The organism is Curvibacter sp. EU05-FHT14A10, from assembly GCF_058791075.1.
In genome coordinates this window covers 24,060-40,389 of sequence record NZ_JBYTDE010000031.1, presented here as the reverse complement: position 1 = coordinate 40,389, position 16,330 = coordinate 24,060, and the positions used below count along the sequence as shown (strand labels likewise).

At 68.9% G+C, this 16,330-nt stretch carries 14 protein-coding genes; 2 read left to right on the top strand and 12 right to left on the bottom strand.

Translation table 11 applies throughout. The features are described 5' to 3' along the window. Nucleotides 1-105: 105 nt before the first annotated feature. A complete protein-coding gene (locus AC3WUT_RS29325; protein ID WP_492350604.1) occupies nucleotides 106-1,857 on the bottom strand; it encodes a PQQ-dependent methanol/ethanol family dehydrogenase in 1,752 nt (583 codons plus the stop codon). Nucleotides 1,858-2,293: 436 nt separating this feature from the next. Between AC3WUT_RS29325 and AC3WUT_RS29320 the strand changes: the two genes are divergently transcribed. Together AC3WUT_RS29320 and AC3WUT_RS29315 are read left to right on the top strand one after the other, a co-directional pair. Beyond that, nucleotides 2,294-4,417 (top strand): 4Fe-4S binding protein, encoded by a 2,124-nt coding sequence (locus AC3WUT_RS29320; RefSeq protein WP_492350603.1) that lies wholly within the window; start codon nucleotides 2,294-2,296, stop codon nucleotides 4,415-4,417. After that, a complete protein-coding gene (locus AC3WUT_RS29315; protein WP_492350602.1) occupies nucleotides 4,414-5,436 on the top strand; it encodes an FAD:protein FMN transferase in 1,023 nt (340 codons plus the stop codon). Before AC3WUT_RS29320 ends, AC3WUT_RS29315 begins: the two co-directional genes overlap by 4 nt. Before the next feature lie 56 nt (nucleotides 5,437-5,492). Here the strand turns inward: AC3WUT_RS29315 and AC3WUT_RS29310 are convergent, their stop codons facing one another. The 11 genes from AC3WUT_RS29310 to AC3WUT_RS29260 form a co-directional block, all read right to left on the bottom strand. Further along, nucleotides 5,493-8,084, bottom strand: a complete 2,592-nt coding sequence (locus AC3WUT_RS29310; RefSeq protein WP_492350601.1) for a TonB-dependent receptor — start codon at nucleotides 8,082-8,084, stop codon at nucleotides 5,493-5,495. A 138-nt stretch (nucleotides 8,085-8,222) separates the two neighbouring features. Then, on the bottom strand, nucleotides 8,223-8,873 hold the full coding sequence (locus AC3WUT_RS29305; RefSeq protein ID WP_492350600.1) for a response regulator: 651 nt from the start codon (nucleotides 8,871-8,873) through the stop codon (nucleotides 8,223-8,225). Further along, entirely contained in the window at nucleotides 8,870-9,832 is a 963-nt protein-coding gene (locus AC3WUT_RS29300) for a histidine kinase (RefSeq protein WP_492350599.1), read from the bottom strand. Before AC3WUT_RS29300 ends, AC3WUT_RS29305 begins: the two co-directional genes overlap by 4 nt. A gap of 11 nt (nucleotides 9,833-9,843) precedes the next feature. Further along, nucleotides 9,844-10,833 carry a tripartite tricarboxylate transporter substrate binding protein gene (locus tag AC3WUT_RS29295; protein ID WP_492350598.1) on the bottom strand — a complete coding sequence of 330 codons (990 nt, stop codon included), beginning with the start codon at nucleotides 10,831-10,833 and terminating at the stop codon, nucleotides 9,844-9,846. Then, the gene (locus tag AC3WUT_RS29290) at nucleotides 10,830-11,552 is read right to left on the bottom strand and encodes a hypothetical protein (protein WP_492350597.1); all 723 of its coding nucleotides are present in this window, start codon (nucleotides 11,550-11,552) and stop codon (nucleotides 10,830-10,832) included. Before AC3WUT_RS29290 ends, AC3WUT_RS29295 begins: the two co-directional genes overlap by 4 nt. Before the next feature lie 3 nt (nucleotides 11,553-11,555). Next, complete coding sequence (locus AC3WUT_RS29285) at nucleotides 11,556-12,050, bottom strand: hypothetical protein (protein ID WP_492350596.1); 495 nt, start codon at nucleotides 12,048-12,050, stop codon at nucleotides 11,556-11,558. Then, nucleotides 12,047-12,658, bottom strand: coding sequence for a DUF2135 domain-containing protein (locus AC3WUT_RS29280; protein ID WP_492350595.1), 612 nt, complete (start codon nucleotides 12,656-12,658; stop codon nucleotides 12,047-12,049). Before AC3WUT_RS29280 ends, AC3WUT_RS29285 begins: the two co-directional genes overlap by 4 nt. Then, nucleotides 12,655-13,326: a MotA/TolQ/ExbB proton channel family protein gene (locus AC3WUT_RS29275; RefSeq protein ID WP_492350594.1), complete on the bottom strand. Its 672-nt coding sequence runs from the start codon at nucleotides 13,324-13,326 to the stop codon at nucleotides 12,655-12,657. The genes AC3WUT_RS29280 and AC3WUT_RS29275 overlap by 4 nt, the downstream gene beginning before the upstream one ends. Further along, nucleotides 13,323-14,150 (bottom strand): ABC transporter permease, encoded by an 828-nt coding sequence (locus AC3WUT_RS29270; protein WP_492350593.1) that lies wholly within the window; start codon nucleotides 14,148-14,150, stop codon nucleotides 13,323-13,325. The genes AC3WUT_RS29275 and AC3WUT_RS29270 overlap by 4 nt, the downstream gene beginning before the upstream one ends. Then, nucleotides 14,147-15,319 carry a type 1 periplasmic-binding domain-containing protein gene (locus AC3WUT_RS29265; protein WP_492350592.1) on the bottom strand — a complete coding sequence of 391 codons (1,173 nt, stop codon included), beginning with the start codon at nucleotides 15,317-15,319 and terminating at the stop codon, nucleotides 14,147-14,149. The genes AC3WUT_RS29270 and AC3WUT_RS29265 overlap by 4 nt, the downstream gene beginning before the upstream one ends. Beyond that, nucleotides 15,319-16,314, bottom strand: coding sequence for a PQQ-dependent catabolism-associated beta-propeller protein (locus AC3WUT_RS29260; protein ID WP_492350591.1), 996 nt, complete (start codon nucleotides 16,312-16,314; stop codon nucleotides 15,319-15,321). Before AC3WUT_RS29260 ends, AC3WUT_RS29265 begins: the two co-directional genes overlap by 1 nt. Nucleotides 16,315-16,330 lie beyond the last annotated feature (16 nt).

The window sequence follows — 16,330 nt, the reverse complement described above, 5'->3', positions numbered from 1 at the left end:
CCCCCCCCCCCCCCCCCCCCCCCCCCCCCCCCCCCCCCCCCCCCCCCCCCCCCCCCCCCCCCCCCCCCCCCCCCGCCGCGCAGGCCACAGCGGTGTCAGCGCTGCTTACTTGATGTCAGACAGCTTGAACACCCACACGCTGCCACCTTGCTCCAGGAAGTTCACGCGCTTGGCGACATCGCCACCCCACAGCGGCACGGCGCCGCCCCAGCCCGAGACCACGGCCACGTACTGTTGGCCATCCTTCTGCCAGGTGACCGGGGGGGCCACCACGCCCGAGCCGGTCTGGAACTGCCACACCACCTTGCCGGTCTTGGCATCGGCGGCCTTCAGGAAGCCTTCGGGGGTGCCCCAGAACACCAGGTTGCCGGCGGTGGTCATCACGCCACCCCACAGCGGGGCGTTGTTCTTGACTTCCCACACGATCTTGCCGCTCTTCGGGTCCACCGCGCGCAGGGCACCGATGTAGTCCTCGTTGAGTGGCTTGATGGTGAAGCCGGCACCCAGGTAGGCGGCGCCCTTCTTGTAGGCGATGGGCTCGTTCCAGATCTCCATGCCCCATTCGTTGGACGGCACGTAGAACATCTTGGTGTCCGGGCTGTAGGCCATGGGCATCTGGTTCTTGCCGCCCAGGAAGCCTGGGGCAGCGAACACGGCGCTGCCCTTCTTGCCGTCCGCCCCGGCGGTCGGATCGCCCGGGCGGTTTTCGGGCACGAAGTTCGGGCGGCCGGTCTTCAGGTCGATGCCGTTGGCCCAGGTGGTCTTGCGCACGAAGGGGAAGGCATTGATCAGTTTGCCGGTGGTGGCGTCGTTCACATAGAAGTAGCCGTTGCGGTCGGCCTTGCCACCCACGCGCTTGCCGTCCATGTCGAAGGTGATGAACTCGTTCACCCCGTCGAAGTCCCAGGAGTCATTCGGCGTGTTCTGGTAGTGCCACTTGATCTGGCCGGTCTTCACGTCGATGGCGACGGTGGAGCTGGAGAACAGGTTGTCGCCTTTGCGCAGGTGGCTGTTCCAGGGCGCGGGGTTGCCGGCGCCGAAGTAGGCCAGGCCCGTGCGCTTGTCGTAAGTGCCGCCCAGCCAGGTGGCCGCGCCGCCGGTTTTCCAGAGGTCGCCGGGCCAGCTTTTGTTGGTCTCGCCCGAGATGCCGTTTTCGATGGCCTTGCCGTCCTTGTCGTAGGTGTAGCCCATGTGGCCTTCCACGGTGGGGCGGGTCCAGACCAGGCGACCGGTCTTGGGGTCGCGCGCTTCGACGCGGCCCACCACGCCGAACTCACCGCCCGACACGCCGGTCAGCAGCAAGCCGTTGGCCACGATGGGGGCGGCCGTGGCCGAGTAGCCGGCGTGGTAGTCGTCGATCTTTTCCTTCCAGACCACGTCGCCGCTGTCCTGGTTCAGGGCCACCAGCTGGGCGTCCAGCGTGGCAAAGATCACCAGGTTGTCAAACAGGGCGGCGCCGCGGTTGACCACGTCGCAGCAGGGCATGATGCCTTCGGGCAGGCGGTGCTCGTATTTCCAGAGCTTCTGGCCGGTGGCGGCGTCCAGCGCGTAGATGCGCGAGTACGACGCCGTGACGAACATCTTGCCGTTGTGGATCACCGGCTGTGATTCCTGGCCGCGCTGTTTTTCGCCCCCGAAGGAGAAGCTCCAGGCCGGCACCAGGCGCTTCACCGTGTCGGTGTTCACCTGCTTGAGCGGCGAGTAGCGCTGCCCTTCCGTGCCCAAGCCCCAGGTCAACACCTCTTTGGTGTCTGTGGCGGCGTTGTCCACCATCTCCTGCGTCACCACGGCATGCGCTGCCTGGTTGCCGACGCCCATGCCCACGGCCATCAAAGCGGCCAACAATTTCAGTTTCATCTTGATCTCCTCGTTGTACTCATCCTGGGTGAAACGACATGTACCCGGCGGCCTTCTCCGCAATATGCGTACCAGTCTTTTCAGGCCTGGCGGCCAGCCCCTCGGGCTCGGTGGAAACCCGGGGGGCGCAGGCCCGAAACCTGCAATGAAGAACCCCATTGCCGGTCGGGCCGAGACCCAGGAATGCGGGATTTTTTCCCTTGCGGTGCGGGGTTTTCGGGGGCTTTCACTCAGGGGTGAAGGCCTGGACCGGTGAGGGGCTGCAACGATGCCGGCAAGGTGCGGTGCAGCGTGAACTCGAGCCCCGCGAGGGCTCCGTGAATACCCGGAGAGCTGTACCAGAATGAATCGATGGCCTTGTCGCGACTGTTGCAGTCGTCCGCGTGTCACAAGCGCTGCTGTGGGCCCGTCCCGCTCCGTGAAAACCCGGGGTCGCATGGCGTGCCTGGGCGGGTGGGCGATGCTGCTCGGCCTGTGCCTATGGGCCCTGGCTGGCCTGGCCCAGGCCGGCGTGATGGACCGGGCCGCGATGGAGAAGGCCTTTCCTTCGCCGCTCATCGTCGGCGAGAAGGCCAGTGACCTGCCGGTCTGGCCCCTCCTCAAACAGGACGCCACCGCCACCCCCGTGGTGGCCTATGCCTTCGAGTCGATCGACCTGGCGCCTTTGCCCGGCTTTTCGGGTACGCCCTTCAACCTGCTGGTGCTGCTCGATGCCAAGGGCCGCTTCATGGATGTGCGCGTGTTGTCTCAACACGAGCCGGTGTTTCTGGACGGCCTGGGCGAGGCCCCCATGCATGCCTTTGTCGAGCAGTACAAAGGCCTGTCGCTGACGCAGAACATCCGCATCGGCGCGTCGCAGGGCCGGGGTGATCGGTCGGGCAGCAACGTCAGCATCGACGGGGTGGCCAAGGCCACGGCCTCGGTGCGCATCCTGAACCAGTCGCTGCTGTCGGCCTCACTGAAGGTGGCGCGCGCCCGCCTGGGCTTTGGCGAGGGGCGCGACCCCGATCTGATCGCCCACATCCGCCCCGGCGTGTTCCAGCCGCTTGATTGGGCTGGCCTGCAGAAGGCCGGCCTGGTGCCCAGCCGGCGCTTTCTCAACCGCGACATCGAGCAGGCCTTTGCCGACACCGTGGGCGAGGGCCAGGACCCGCAGGCCCTGGCCAGCCCCGACGAGCGCTTTGTCGACCTGCACTTTGCCTGGCTCAGCGTACCGGCCGTGGGGCGCAACTTGCTGGCCCCCGCAGGCTGGGAGGCCTTGAACCGGCTGCTGGAGCCCGGCGACCACGCGCTGCTGTTGCTGGCCGACGGGCGCTATTCGATGCTGGGCGAAGATTTTGTGCGGGGTGCCGTGCCGGATCGGCTGACCCTGCAACAGCAGAAGTTGCCGCTGGAGATGCGCGATCTGGATCTGGACCTGAAGCTTCGATTGCCGGCGTCTTTGCAGGGGGCCGAGTGGCGGGTGTTCCGCGTCATCGGTGCAGCCGGGCTGGACCCGGCCCAGCCGCTCGATTTCGGCCTGCAGGTCACGCGCAGCAAGGGCGCCATCTACCCCGAGAAGGTGCGGCGCAGCTTTGACTTCAGCGTGCGCCTGCCCGAGGCCTACGTGGAGGCCAGCGCCAGCGACAGCAAGACCTGGCACAGCATCTGGATCAGCCGCGCCTGGGAGCTGGCGGTGCTGGCCCTGGCGCTGGCCGTGCTGGCGGTGGTGCTGAGTCGGCCCGAGCGCCTGAGCCGCCACCCCCAGCGCCAGCGCTGGTTCCGCAATGGCTACCTGCTGTTCACCCTGGGCTTCATCGGCTGGTTTGCCCAGGGGCAGTTGTCCGTCGTCAACCTGACGGCCTTGCTGCAGGCGCTGCTGGCGCGACGCAGCCTGGACTTCTTCCTCTACGACCCCATGACGGTGTCGCTGTGGGCCTTTGTGCTGGTGAGCCTGGTGCTGTGGGGGCGCGGCACCTTCTGCGGCTGGCTGTGCCCCTTTGGCGCCTTGCAAGACCTGAGCAGCCAGCTGGCGCGTCGGCTGGGCCTGCGCGCGCGCCGGGTGCCCGAGCGTTGGGACCGGCGCCTCAAGCGGGTCAAGCACGCGGTGCTGATCGTCATCCTGATCAGCGCCTGCCTGTCGGTCACCTGGACCGATCGCCTGGTGGAGGTTGAGCCTTTCAAGACCAGCATCACGCTGAACTTTGTGCGGGCCTGGCCCTATGTGCTGTGGGCACTGGCGCTGGTGGGCTTCAGTGCCTTCTTCTACAAGGGCTACTGCCGCTACCTGTGCCCGCTGGGGGCGGGCATGGTCTGGCTGGGGCGGCTGCGCCGCTTCGACTGGATCGCCCGGCGCAGCGAGTGTGGCCAGCCCTGCCAGCGCTGCCGCAGCGACTGCGCCTACCAGGCCATCGAGCGCCCAGGCCAGGTGGACTACGACGAGTGCTTTCAGTGCCTGGACTGTGTGGTGATCTACGAGAGCGACAGCCTGTGTGTGCCGCGCATCCAGCAACAACGCCAGGCGGGCAGCGCCCGGGTGATCCCGCTGCAGCCGATCCCGATTCAGGAGGAGACAACATGAACAAGCGCGTTTTCTTGCAGACCAGCCTGGGGCTGGGGGCCACCGGCATGTTGGGCCGGGCCTTTGGCACCGAGCGGCGGGCGCCGCGCCGCTTTGCCAGCGACCTGGCCCTGGAGGGGCTGGTCTGGCGCGACCGCTCGATGGTGGCGCTGGGCACGGTGCTCTCGCTGCGGGTGGCACACCGCGAGGCCGTGATGGCCGAAGCCGCGCTGGACGCGGCGGTGGCCACGCTGCGCCACATCGAATCGCAGATGAGCCTGTTCCAGCCCGACAGCGCGCTGCGCCGCCTGAACCGCAGCGGGCGTTTGCGCCAGCCCGATCCCGACCTGCTGCAAGTGCTGCAGCTGGCCCAGCAGGTGTCGGCGCGCAGCCAGGGCAGTTTCGATGTGACGGTGCAGCCTCTGTGGGAGGCCTTCGAGGCGGCCGGCCGCGAGGGCCAGTTGCCCAGCACCCAGGCGGTGTCGGAGGCGCGTGCCAAGGTCGACTGGCGCCAGTTGCAGCTGGACCCGCGGCAGATCAGCCTGGGCGTGCCGGGCATGGCCGTCACGCTCAACGGCATTGCCCAGGGCTACGCGGCCGACCGGGTGCGTGCCACCTTGCGCGAGCACGGCATCGAGCATGCGCTGATCAACACCGGCGAGTGGGCCGCGCTGGGCCGGCCCAATGCGCAGCGCAGCTGGGTGCTGGGCATCGCCAACCCGCGCGACGAAAGCGCCATGCTGACCCGGCTGGCCCTGGGGGGGCGTTGCATCGCTACCTCGGCCGACAACCAGACCACCTTCAGCGCCGACCGCCGGCACCACCACATCTTCGACCCCCACACCGGTTACTCGCCCACCGGGCTGGCCGCCGTCACCGTGGCGGCCTCGTCGTGTGCGCTGGCCGACGCCCTGACCAAGGTGATGTTCGTGGCCGGTTTCGAAGGCGCCCTGCAACTGGCCCCGCAGTGGGAGGTGGACGTGCTGGTGGTCGACAAGGCCGGTCGCTGGCAGGCCACGCCGGGATTGGTGCAGGTGTGATCCTGCGCTGGTGCCGTCGATGCCTGGTTGCGTTCACCGTGGCATCGCTCTGACCGTCACTTTTTGGCGCCGCCCCCAAAGGTATACGTCAAGCTCACCCACAGGGCGCGCGGTGCGGCCGGGGTAATGAACTGCTGGCTGGCCAGGGTGTAGACGCTGCGCAGGCCCGACATGCCGTAGGTGGCGTAGGGCTTGTTCAGGGCGTTGCTGAGCTGGGCGTTGAGTTGCAGCTCCGGGCTCAGGCGCCAGTGGGCGTCGAGGTTGAGCACGCCGTAGCCCGGCACCGTGCCGCCCGGGGTCTGGTTGCTTTCATTGCCGTGGGCGATCTGCGCGCCGGCCAGGATCAGCTGGCTGCCCAGCAGCAGGCTGGGGCTGGCCTGCCAGGCGGCGCGCAGCTTCAGGGTCTGGCGGGCGATGCCCGGGATCCGGTTGCCGCTGACCACGTTCTGGCCGCTGGCCGTGGTGAAGGCGGAGCGGTAGCTGGCGTCGACCCAGCCATAGTTGGCCGACAGGGACAGGTCTTTGAGGCGGGTCTGCGCGCCCAGCTCCAGCCCGCGGCGCTCGGTGTTGCCCACGTTGGCAAAGTACCCCAGCGAGGAGGAGGTGGCGATGAACTGGATGTCGTTGCTCAGCCGGGTGTCATAGACCGCCGCATTCCAGTGCCCCTGGGGGCCGAAACTGCCGCGTGCGCCCAGCTCCACCGTCTTGGCCACCACGGGCTGCAGGTCGGGGTCGCCATTGAAACCGGTGGGCAGCGCGCAAGGGCTCTTGGGGTCGGCGCACGAGAGTTCGATCGAGGTCGGCGCCCGCATCGCTTCGCTGTACTGGCCGAACACCCCGGTGCTGCGGTCCAGCTGGTAGTTGAAGCCGAACGAGGGGTTGAAGCGCTGGTAGTGGTGCTTGCCATACAGGCTGTGCGATTCGGGGCCCGCCACGGCCCCGGCCGGGATGCCATTGGCCGAGCCCTTGACCCCGCTGGCCGTGCTGTTCGAGTATTGGTAGGCGCCGAGGTAGGCCGGGTTGTAGTAGCTGACCCCACTGACCGCATCGGTCCAGCTGTAGCCACCATCGTCGTTGAGGTACTGCTTGCTGGCGCCGCTCTGGTTGAGGACGGTGGCATTGAAGCTGCCGGCGGCCGTCAGGCTCAGGCGCTCATTGGCCTGCAAGGTGTTGCTCAGGTAGGTGCTGAACTGGTGGGTGGTGGAGACCAGGTTCACTGAACCCAGCACGTTGGATCCACTGAAGCTCAAGGGGTTGCTGGCCGAGGGGGCCTTGCCATCGGCGGTGAAGCCGTAGGTCTGGTTGGGTGTTTCCACGGTCTGGTAGTCGACCAGGCGGGCCAGGGTGCGGGTCTGGTCGTAGGTGATGCGCGCGCTGTCCCAGCTGGCACCGATCTGCAGCGTGTTGTCGCGGCCCAGGCGTTGCTGGAAGTCGGACCACTGCACGCTGCTGCCCCAGCCCTGCTGCCGGGTCAGCGATTCGACCACACTGGTGTTGATGCTGCTGCTCCAGCGGGCAAAGCCCAAACCCTGGGCGGCGGCCGAGGTGACGGCATTGGTGGCCGTGCCGTTGGGGGCCTTGTTGCCGCATTTGGGGCTGCCCCCCGACAGGGCCAGGCTGCCATCGTCGTTGAGGCAGCCGTCGTCGAGCTCGGCATTGCTGTTCACGTTGCGGCTGCGCCCCTGGCGCAGGTAGAACTGAGCACTGAGCTGCTGCTCATCGCTGAGCCAGTGGCTGCCCTTGAGCTTGGCCATGAACAGCTGGTTGGCCGTGCTGTCGGGCCAGGTGTAGGCGGCGCCGGGGTTGGCCATCATGTCCATGGGCAGGGCCTGGGTGCCATTGAGCACGGTGTCGGCCGCGGTCAGCGACAGCTCCAGGCGCGTCTTGCCGCCGTTGCCGCGCCAGCGGGTCTTGCCGAACAGCTGGCGCACCTCTGAGCTGGAGTGGCTGCGAAAGCCGGCCTGCTGGTCCCAGTTGCCGGCGATGAAGTGGTCGGTGCCCAAGGCCGCGTCGGCCCAGCCGGTCTCAAAACGCAGGGCCTTGCGCTGGAACGAGCCGGCCAGGGCCGTGAGGGAGGTGCCCGCGTTGTCCTGGCCGTTCTTGGTGTTCACCACCAGGGCCCCGCCCAGGGTATTGAGCCCGAACAGGGGGTTGGAGCCCGGCAGCACGTCCACGCCCGCGATGGCGTTCATGGGGATCAGGTCCCAGTTGACGATGGAGCCGAAGGGCTCGTTCATGCGCACGCCGTCAAAGTAGACCGACAGGCCCACCGGCGCCCCCAGCAGGGACGAGGCCTGGAAGCCGCGGTAGTTCACATCGTTCTGGTAGGGGCTGCCGCTGCCATTGCTCACGCTGACCGAGCCCAGGCTGTTGTTGAGCAGCTCGGCCAGGTTGCTTGCGTCCTGGGCTGCGGCCTCCTGGGCGGTGACCTTCTGGGCATTGGCTGGAAATTGGGCCAAGGGCACCCCGACGCCGTCGATGGGGGTGCTGCCCACCACATCGACGGTGCTCAGCTGGGCCAGCTCCAAGGTGTCGGCGGCCCAGGCCAGCGATTGAAAGCCGAGGGCGCACAGGGCCGAAGTCAGCACACGCAGGCGCAGGGGGCGAGCGGCAGGAAGGGGGCGTTGGGGCAGGCACTGGGTGTTCACGGTGGGTCTCTTGGTGGGGGCCTGGGTCGCTCGCCTCATGGAAAACGGCGGGCGCCAAGCGGGTTGTCTCCAGTGCTGAAAGTTAGCGCCGTGCACGCTGGCAGCCCAGGGAAAAATTCCCGCGCTGCACCCCGGGCCTCAGACGGCGCTGGCCGTCATGGCGCCAGGGATCAGGCCCTGCCGCAGCGCCAGGTGCACCAGCGCGGCCGAGGTGCTGACCTGCAGCTTTTCTTTCACCAGGGTCTGCACATTGGCCACGGTCTTGGGGCTGAGCTTGAGCAGCTCGGCGCATTCCGCAGCGCTGCGCCCTTCGGCCAGCAGGCGGAACACGCTGAACTCGCGCGGGCTCAGGCTGGCGAGCTGGTCATCGCAGGGCGCGGCCTCGCGCAGCAGGCTGGCCGGCAGGTCGGGGCTCAGGTAGCGCTGGCCCTGGCGCAGTGTGCGCACCGCAGCGATCAGGCTCTCGGGCTCAGCGTTCTTGCTGACAAAGCCGCGCGCCCCTTCCTGCAAGGCGCGTCGCACCACGTGGGGCGAGTCGTGCATGCTGAACACCAGCACGCAGGCATCGGGCTGGCGGGCCCGCATGCGGCGCAGCGCATCCAGCCCGCTGGCGCCGGGCAGCGAGAGGTCGGTGATGCTGAGGTCGGGTTGCTCGCGCACAAAGGCGGCGTAGCCGCTGTCGGCGTCGGCGCATTCGGCGACCACCCGCAGATCGCTTTCCTGCTCCAGCAGGCGGCGGTAGCCGGCACGCACCACGGGGTGGTCGTCGATGAGCAGGATGCGGATCATGCGGCGTGCTCCGCGGGCAGGGTGACGTGGATGCGCAGTCCGCCCATGGCCGCGCTGTCGAACTGCAACTGGCCGTGCAGGGCGGCCACGCGTTCGCGCATGCCGGCCAGGCCGAAGCCCGTGCGGGGCGGGGCCGAGTCTTCATCGTTGGCCGCGCCGGGCAGGCCGCAGCCGTTGTCTTCGATCTGCAGCTGCAAGGGCTGGTCGGGCCACTGGGCGGCCTGCAGGTGCACGCAGGCTTCGTCGGCCCCGGCATGGCGGGCGATGTTGGTCAGGCCCTCCTGCACCAGGCGGAACAGGGTCACGGCCACGGCATCGTCCAGCGGCTGTTCGGGCAGTTGGGTCTGCAGCCGGCAGGCCAGGCCGGTCTGCGCTTCCCAGCCCTCGCACAGCTCGTGCAGGGCGGCCTCCAGGCCCAGGCTGTCCAGGCTGTGCGGGCGCAGGCGCACCAACAGTTCACGCACCAGGCCGTACAGGTGCTCTGCGCTGCGGGCGATGCGCTGCGCGCCCTGGCGCACGGCCTCCGGTGCTTCGGGGCGGTTGAGCAATCGGGCCTCGATGCGGATGGCCGTGCAGCCCTGGCCGAACTCGTCGTGCAGTTCGCGCGCGATGCTGCGCCGCTCGGCCTCCTGCACCCGGATCAACTGGCGTGCCAGGTGCTGGTTGTGGGTCAGCAATTCGGCAATGCGCTGCTCAGCCGCCTCACGCTCGGCCAGCATGGCCTGCAGTTCGCGCAGGCGCCGTGCGGCAAACCACACCAGGCCCAGCGACAGCAGCAGCAGGCCGAGCGGCCATTCGTCGAGCTGCCAGCGTTCGTGGCGTTCGGCAAAGCGCGAGAAATGCTCGAACCAGTTGCCTTGCACCGAGGCGACCCAGCCCAGCAGCACGCAGGCGCCCATGCCCAGCAGGTCACGCCGCCACGGTGGTCCGCGGTGCACGGATGGTTTGTCGTTGGGCATCCCGGACCTCCTCAGGCGTTGGGGGCGATCAGGCCCTGGCGCTCGGCCTGGCGGCGCTCCAGGGCATAGGCCTGGGCCATGGCCCGGCCGTAGTCGGCCGGCCCCAGGTAGGCGGGCTCTTGGTCGTACTTGGCCAGCTCGGCCAGGTGGCGGGGGTGGAACAGCGCGGCCTTGAAGGCCGCGTGCAGGCGTTGCACCAGCTCGGGCGCCATGCCACGCGGCCCCACCAGGCCGTAGGGCGAGGTGGCCACGATGGGGTAGCCCAGCTCTTTGAGGGTGGGCACCTGGGGCCAGCGTCGGGTGCGGGTGTCGCCAAAGGTCACCAGCAGGCGCAGGCGCCCGCTGTCCACATAGGGCGCGAAGCCGTTCGAATTGACGCCCACCATCACCTGGCCGGCGGCCACGGCCAGCATCTGCTCGGCCGTGCCCTTGTAGGGCACGTGGATGTAGCGCAGGCCCTGTTCGGTCAGCAGCTCTTCCATCACGACATGGGGCGTGGTGCCGTTGCCATTGGTGGCCACCGAGAGTTCGCCCGGGTGGTTGCGCGCAAAGTCGAGCAGGTCGCCCAGGTGGCGCAGCGGGCTGTGGCTGGCCACCAGGATGCCGAAGGTGACCCCGCTGATCTGGATCAAGGGCGTGGTGTCGCGAATCGGGTCCCAGGCCACTTTCTGCAGAAAGGGGATGCGGAAGACCGGCTGCGGCATCTGGGCCAGCACGCTGCCGTCGGGGGCCGCCTGTTGCAGCAGGGGCATGGCCAGGCTGCCGCCCGCACCGGGCCGGTTCTCGATGATGATCTTCTGGCCCAGTTGCTGGCCCGCCAGCTCGGCCAGCATGCGCAGCGTGACATCGGTGGCGCCGCCGGCGGGCCAGGGCACGTACAGCGTGATCACGCCGGGGTTGCCGGGCTGGGCCTGAGCGGGCTGGCTGGCCAGCAGGGGGCACAGCGCCGCCAGCAAGGCTTGGCGGCGAGAGAAGGCGCTGGGGGCGGGGGCGGGGCTCATGGCCATGATTGCAGGTCCAGGGTCAGGGTGCCGCCGGTGACAAAGCTGGAGGCGGTGTGTTCGTCGCGGCTCAGGCGCACCAGGCCGACGCCGGGGCAGTACCACTCGCGGGTGATCAGGGGCAGGTCTTTCCAGCCCGAGGCGGCATCCACATACAGGTGCAGCGCGGCCACGCCCTGCACGCGCAGGCAGTGCTCGAATCGGCCGGCCGCCGTGTCCACGGCCTCGTCGGTGGCCTCAATGCGGTAGACCATGGGCACGGCCGGGTGCGTGTGGCGGATCTCGGGCGGAAACTGCTGGGCCCGCTCCAGCAGATAGGGGGCGGTGTCGGCTTGCCAACTGGTGCCCACGCTCAGCGGCTGCTTGAGCACATAGCGCCGGCTGGCGTCGGGTGCGTAGAACTCATCGAGGTCGAAGCGGCTGGCCACCCGGTAGACGCCGCTGTCGTCACTGCGCAGCCAGTAGTGCATGCCGTCGTCGCTGTGGCGGTGCCAGGTGGGGGCGTCGTCCAGGGTTTCCTGCCCCAGGTTGTCCAGGCGCAGGCTGCGTTGCGTGCGCTGGCCGTTGTCGCGTTCGGTGGTTTCGGTGTAGGTCCAATGGCGGCCGCTTTCCAGGGGAAAGAAGTCCTGGCTTGCGGGCGTGCGGCTGCAGCCTGCCAGCAGCATGGGCAGGACCAGGGCGCAGCAGATCAGCCAGGCGGGAGCGCGGTGCAGCGACATGGCTCACTTCTCCGGCAACTGCGGCTTGGGCATGTCGCGCAGCTTCACCACCTGCTCGTCGCTGCCCGGGCGCAGCCACGACAGGCCGGGGCGGCCGCGTTGTGGCTCCAGCGTGCCGAGCTGGCTCACGCCTTCACGCACCTTTTTAAGCGAGTCGTTGAGCAGGGCGTGCAGGTCCTTGGTGTAGGGCAGGCGGTAGGCGCGGGGCTGGGGCAGGGGGTGGCCGTTTTCGACCGCGTTCACCCACAGGTAAAGGGCGCCGGGGTTGCGCTGGGTGGGCTCTTCGATCACCGCGGCCAGCAGCTGGAAGCGCTCGGGCAGCCGGTTGGGGCTGGGCCAGCCGGCGATGTTGTTCACCTCGTCGTGGGCGAAGAAGTAGAAGACGGTCACACCCAGCAGCAGCGCGGCCTTGAGCCAGGCCGGCCAGTGCGACCAAAGCAGGGCCAGGGCACACAACAGGGCCAGCACGGCGGCGCCGAGTTCGATGGCGAGGGTCATAGGCGTTCCACCAGGGTCTTGGGCAGGTTGTTGATGTGGGCCACGCTGCCGTCGGGCAGCAGCGTGAAGCGCACGGCGGTGACCTCGTCGCCGGGGCGCATGAGCTTCAGGGTGCCGTAGAACACCACCTCGGCGCGCGGGTTGACCTTGAGCACCGAGACGGTGGCATCCACCGGCTGGCCGTTGCGGGTCTCGTAGTACTGCAGGTTGACCGTGTACTCGCCCGGGGCGATGCCGCGCAGGGTGACCACCTCCTGGTTCAGGGGGTTGACCACCTGGCGGCCATTGACGGTGATGACGTCGTTGGACATGCCTCGGTCGTCGCGGTCCAGGTGCATCAGGCCGGCCTCCCGGTTGCGGAACCAGACCAGCTTGCCGCCCGGGTCCTGCACCCAGGTGTCGAGGTCGTTGGGGTTCAGGTCGGGCCAGGACACGGTGATCACGTACTCGGCCTTGGACGGGATGTCGCCGGCCTTCAAGGCCTTGGGGTTCATCACCAGCAGCGCGATCAGAAAGCAGAACACGAAGGCGATCAGCATGTTGAACAACATGTCGTAGAAGGGGTCGACCTCGTGTTCGCGCGCTTGGCGCCGGTGGCGCTGGCTCATGGGGCCGCCGCCTGGCCCAGGGTCAGCCCGTGTCGCTGGCAATCGGCCACCAGGCGATCGGCATAGCGGTCCAGCCGCGTCAGCTGCAGGCCCAGCACGATGTTGGCGACCAGGCCCACCATGGTGGTCAGCAGGGCCACGCCCAGGCCGGTGGTCAGGCTTTTCAGCAGCTCGCTGGACTGGCTGGCGTCCAGGCTCTGCAGCTGGCCGATGTTCAGGGCCAGGATGCAAAAGCCGATCACCTTGCCCAGCAAGCCCAGCTTGAGCTGGATGCCATTGACCCACCAGGCCGTGCCGTGCGGGCCGTGGCTGTGCTCCAGCAGCACTTCCAGCGCCGTGGCGGCATCGCCGCCGGGTTGACGGCTGGCCTGCCAGTACTCATGGGCCCAGCCCTGGCCGGTGCTGCCGGGGCGCAGGCTGGCCTCCAGGGCCTGGCGCTGGGCCTGCAAGGCCCTGGCGCGGCTGCCGCACCAGGCGGTGCTGCAGGCAAACACGGCCACGATGATCAGGGTCAGGCCGGTGGGGTCGGCATGCAGCAGCAGGGCCCACACACCGCGCACACCGAGCAGCCAGGTGCCGAACACCAGCAGCCCGCCCAGGGCCAGCCATTCAAGCCACAGCGGCTCGACCATGGCCGGGCCGCGGCGCAGGGGGCGCCACGGGCTCATGCACCACCCCCGCGCTTGCTGAGCGCGCCGAAGCCGCGCTGCGGGTCGTAGCCCCAGCAGGCCAGCACAAAGCACAGCGCGCCCGTGCCCAGCACCACCCAGGGCGAGGCGCCCGCGTCCTGCCCGTAGAAGGCGAAGCGGATCCATTCCACCGCGTGGGTGAAGGGGTTGAAGCGCGCCACCTGGTACACCCATTCGGCGCCTGACTCCTGCAGCTTCCACAGGGGGTACAGGGCGGTGGACATGAAGTACATCGGAAAGATGACGAAGTTCATGGTGCCGGCGAAGTTCTCCAGCTGCTTGATGTGCACGCTCAGCAGCAGGCCCAGCGCGCCCAGCATCAGGGCGGCGCTGGTGCTGGCCAGCAGCACGGCCGGCAGTTGCGGGCCCCACAGCGGCAGCGGGGTGCCCAGGGCCCAGGCGATCAGCACAAAGCACAGGGCCTGCAGCAGCGACAGCGCCGCGGTGGCGGCCAGCTTGCAGGCCAGCACCCACCAACGCGGCAGCGGGGCCACCAGCAGCAGGCGCATCAGGCCCATCTCGCGGTCATAGACCATGGCCAGCGAGGACTGCATGCCGTTGAACAGCATCACCATCCCGATCAGGCCCGGGGCGATGTAGACGTCGTAGGGGATGTAGGTGGAGTAGGGCTCGACGATGGAGACGCCGAACACATTGCGAAAGCCTGCGGCAAACACCGCCAGCCACAGCAGCGGTCGCACCAGGGCCGAGGCCAGGCGCCCGCGCTGGCGCGAGAACTTGAGCAGCTCGCGCCAGACGATGGCGCGCATGGCCTGCAGAAGGTGGCGCAGTGACAGGTTCATGGCTGCCCCTTGCAGCGTTTCTCGGGCTCGTCGGCGCCCAGGGTGTCCAGCACATTGCGCGGGTGCAGCACGCCTTCGGCCGGGGCCTGGGCCTGCACCCCCTGACCATCGCTGAGCAGCAGCGGTTGGCGCAGTTGGCGGTCCCAGGGGCGAAACTGCAGGGCCACGCCCTTGGCGCCGTCCACACTGACCGTGCCCAGGGCCTGGCGCAGGGCCTGGGGATCGGCCTGGCGCACGGTGAGCGCCGCATTGGCCAGGGCGCGGCCCGCCACCCAGCCGGCCCAGTCGGTGGCTTGCATGGCCCGCCCGGTGGCTTTCTGAAAGCGGCGCGACAGTTGCGGCGCGCCATAGCGTTCGTATTGGGCCTGCCATTCCAGGGCCACCACGCCGCCGTCGCCGACCACCGGGCGCGGGCTGGCCGTGTTGAAGGGCAGGCCGCGGGCGAACTCGCCGTCGCTGTCCACCACCCAGACCACGTCGTAGGCCAGGCCGCCGGTCAGCAGCAAGGGGTTGGCGAGCTGTCGCTCCCGCGGGTCGGTGGAGAGTTTGAAGGGGCGCTGCGCCACCAGCTTGAGGCCGTAGCGCTGGATCGCCTGCTGGGCGACCTCGCTGCGCACCGCGTCGTCGGGGGCGTTGCCGCTGAGCAGCAGCACCTGGCTCCATTTGCGGCTGGCCAGGGCCTGGGCCAGGGCGTCGGCACGCATGCGTTCGCTGGCAATCAGGTGGAACAGCTGGGGTTGGCAGTCGCGTTCGCGCAGGGCCTGGTCGCGCGCGCCGAGGTTGAGCACCGGCAGCTTGACCACCCCCGCCACGGCGCGCACCCAGTCGGCGGGCAGGTCCAGCAGCAGGGCCTGGGCGCCGGCCTTCTCGGCCTTGCGGGCGGCCTCGCGGGCGGCCTCCAGGCTGGGGCTGGCGTCGGTCTGCAGCTTGAGCGTGGTCTGGGCGGCCTGGGTTTCAAACTGGGCGTCTTCCAGGCCGAGGGCAATCGCGGCCTTGAGTGAGCCGCCGCTGTGGCCGGGGTAGGCACGTTCGAGGGGCTGGCGCTGCCAGGCAGGCGGGTCGGCCTGTTCGATCAGCATGAGGTTCCAGGCCGCGGCCTGGCTGGCCGTGGCGACCAGGCCCAGGGCGATCGCCAGCAGCGGGCGGTGCAAGGTGCGGGCGGTGCTCATCAGTACAGCACCACGGTGTGGGGCACGCGCCCAACGGGCACGCTTTTGAGGGCCCGGGCCGCCTGCACGTCGACCACGGTGAGGTCGTCCGACAAGCCGTTGACCACGTACAGGCGGGATTCGTCCTGGCTCAGGGCCAGGCCCCAGGCGCGCCGGCCCACCAGCACGCGCTCGGTGATCTGGCGGCTGGCCACATCGATGAAGGCCACATGGTTGGCCCGCCCCATGGCCACGAAGGCGCGTTGGCCGTCATGGCTGATCAGCAGGCCCACCGGGGTGATGTCGCTGGCGCGGGCGCCTTTCAGGTCCAGCGTCAGGGTGTGGATGAGCTTTTGCTCGGTCGTCGAAATGATGCTGATGCTGGCGCCCAGCTCGTTGGTGACCCACAGCTCCTTGCCGTCCGGGGTCAAGGCCATGCGGCGTGGGCGTTGGCCCACGGCAAGGGTCTTGACGAGCTTTCGGCTGGCGGTGTCGATCACGTGCACGCTGTTGGCCACCTCGGAGGCGACGTACACGGTCTTGCCGTCGGCCGAGACCTTCACGCCCTCGGGTTCACGGCCCACCGGCACGCTGGCCACGAGCTTGCGGCTGGCCAGGTCGACGATGCTGAGGGCGGCATCGTCCTCGTTGGATACGTAGAAAGTGCGCCCGTCAGGCGAGAGGTCGAAGATCTCGGGGCTGTCGCTCAAGGGAACATGCTCCACCGACTTGAGGCTGCGCATGTCGATCACATCGGCCGCAGCACTGTCGCTGCAGGCCACCAGCAGTTGCTGCCGGTTGGCGCTGAGCTGCATGTGGCGCGGGCGCTTGCAGGTCGGGATGGGCGCTTGCAGCTGCAGGTCGGCCAGGCGGATCACCGTGATGGCGTTGTCCTTTTCGCTGGACACCAGGGCCAGGGTCTGGGCGAGGGCGGCGCCGTGCAGCAGGCCGGCCAGGGGCATGGCCAGGGCCAGGGCCGCAAGCCAGCGGGTGGAGGAGGGCAGAGAGTGGGGCATGGCGTTCCAGTGGCAG

Coding starts and splice junctions, on each gene's coding strand:
- AC3WUT_RS29325 (WP_492350604.1), bottom strand. CDS start 1,857: ATGAAACTGAAATTGTTGGCCGCTTTGATGGCCGTGGGCATGGGCGTC.
- AC3WUT_RS29320 (WP_492350603.1), top strand. CDS start 2,294: ATGGCGTGCCTGGGCGGGTGGGCGATGCTGCTCGGCCTGTGCCTATGG.
- AC3WUT_RS29315 (WP_492350602.1), top strand. CDS start 4,414: ATGAACAAGCGCGTTTTCTTGCAGACCAGCCTGGGGCTGGGGGCCACC.
- AC3WUT_RS29305 (WP_492350600.1), bottom strand. CDS start 8,873: ATGATCCGCATCCTGCTCATCGACGACCACCCCGTGGTGCGTGCCGGC.
- AC3WUT_RS29300 (WP_492350599.1), bottom strand. CDS start 9,832: ATGCCCAACGACAAACCATCCGTGCACCGCGGACCACCGTGGCGGCGT.
- AC3WUT_RS29295 (WP_492350598.1), bottom strand. CDS start 10,833: ATGAGCCCCGCCCCCGCCCCCAGCGCCTTCTCTCGCCGCCAAGCCTTG.
- AC3WUT_RS29290 (WP_492350597.1), bottom strand. CDS start 11,552: ATGTCGCTGCACCGCGCTCCCGCCTGGCTGATCTGCTGCGCCCTGGTC.
- AC3WUT_RS29285 (WP_492350596.1), bottom strand. CDS start 12,050: ATGACCCTCGCCATCGAACTCGGCGCCGCCGTGCTGGCCCTGTTGTGT.
- AC3WUT_RS29280 (WP_492350595.1), bottom strand. CDS start 12,658: ATGAGCCAGCGCCACCGGCGCCAAGCGCGCGAACACGAGGTCGACCCC.
- AC3WUT_RS29275 (WP_492350594.1), bottom strand. CDS start 13,326: ATGAGCCCGTGGCGCCCCCTGCGCCGCGGCCCGGCCATGGTCGAGCCG.
- AC3WUT_RS29270 (WP_492350593.1), bottom strand. CDS start 14,150: ATGAACCTGTCACTGCGCCACCTTCTGCAGGCCATGCGCGCCATCGTC.
- AC3WUT_RS29265 (WP_492350592.1), bottom strand. CDS start 15,319: ATGAGCACCGCCCGCACCTTGCACCGCCCGCTGCTGGCGATCGCCCTG.
- AC3WUT_RS29260 (WP_492350591.1), bottom strand. CDS start 16,314: ATGCCCCACTCTCTGCCCTCCTCCACCCGCTGGCTTGCGGCCCTGGCC.